Source organism: Mariniflexile ostreae (assembly GCF_042427585.1).
In the GTDB taxonomy this organism is placed as follows: Bacteria; Bacteroidota; Bacteroidia; order Flavobacteriales; family Flavobacteriaceae; genus Pseudalgibacter; species Pseudalgibacter ostreae.
Genome location: NZ_JBHMFC010000083.1, coordinates 1 through 961, shown reverse-complemented (window position 1 = coordinate 961; position 961 = coordinate 1). Strand labels below are relative to the sequence as shown.

The window sequence follows — 961 nt, the reverse complement described above, 5'->3', positions numbered from 1 at the left end:
CAAAGACTCCTGAGAACAAACAGATCAGTATTAACGGAAAGTTCATTAGTGGCTTTAAGCACATCGAAATTTCACAAAAGATAAACGACCACCACCGTTTTGAAATGGGCATCGACCTGGAGACCGGCGAGGCCACGGCCGCCCATACCATCGACAGGTCCAAGGACTGGCTGGGCAAGACCATTGTTATCAATACCACCGGCAAGGACTTTACCGGGATCATTACCCATATCGCCCTGAACCAGAACAACGGCAACAATGGCCAGATCATAGTGGGCGGCCACTCGTCCACGATCCTACTGGAAGACGGCGAGCTGATGCGGTCCTGGTTGGATCGCCCGCTATCGGAGATCGTCAAGGAGGTGGCAGACCATCCCCATCTCACGGCACAGGTCGCCCCAGAAAACACCACTGCCATAGCGTATGAGTCGCAATACCTGGAAACCGACTTTAGGTTCCTGCAGCGTATCGCCAAACAGCACAACGAATGGCTGTATTATGATGGCGACACCTTGTTTTTTGGAAAGCCCCAACTAACGGACGCCGTGACCATAGAATATGGCAAGGACCTCACCGAAATGAATATCGGGATCCAGGCCCAGGCACGCAGGGCCCGGGCATTCTCCTTTAGTTCGTTAGAGGCCCAGCAGTTGAGCGGCAAGACGCCCGACAGCCCTTCGGGGCTCAATGAGCTGGGGCAGCACGCCTTTAGCGCTTCTTTAGAAACATTTTCTACAGGAGGTAATGCTTTTACCTCGGCACGGGTTCAGAACCGATCCGATATGGACAGCTACCTCAAGAAAAAACAACAGAGCGCTGCAGCAGCCTCCAATTATATAACGGGCAAGTCCACAAAAAGAGGCCTGTCCGTAGGCAGCGTTATCGATATAGAGACCGCCGTACTGGACGGCATGGCCCGTTTTGCCACCAAAAAGCATGGCAAATATATAATTACCGAGAT

Annotated in this window: 1 protein-coding gene; it reads left to right on the top strand. The window is 52.4% G+C overall.

All coding sequences use genetic code 11. The features are described from left to right. On the top strand, positions 1-961 hold a 961-nt coding region (locus ACFFU9_RS12870; protein WP_379861876.1), incomplete at both ends, for a contractile injection system protein, VgrG/Pvc8 family.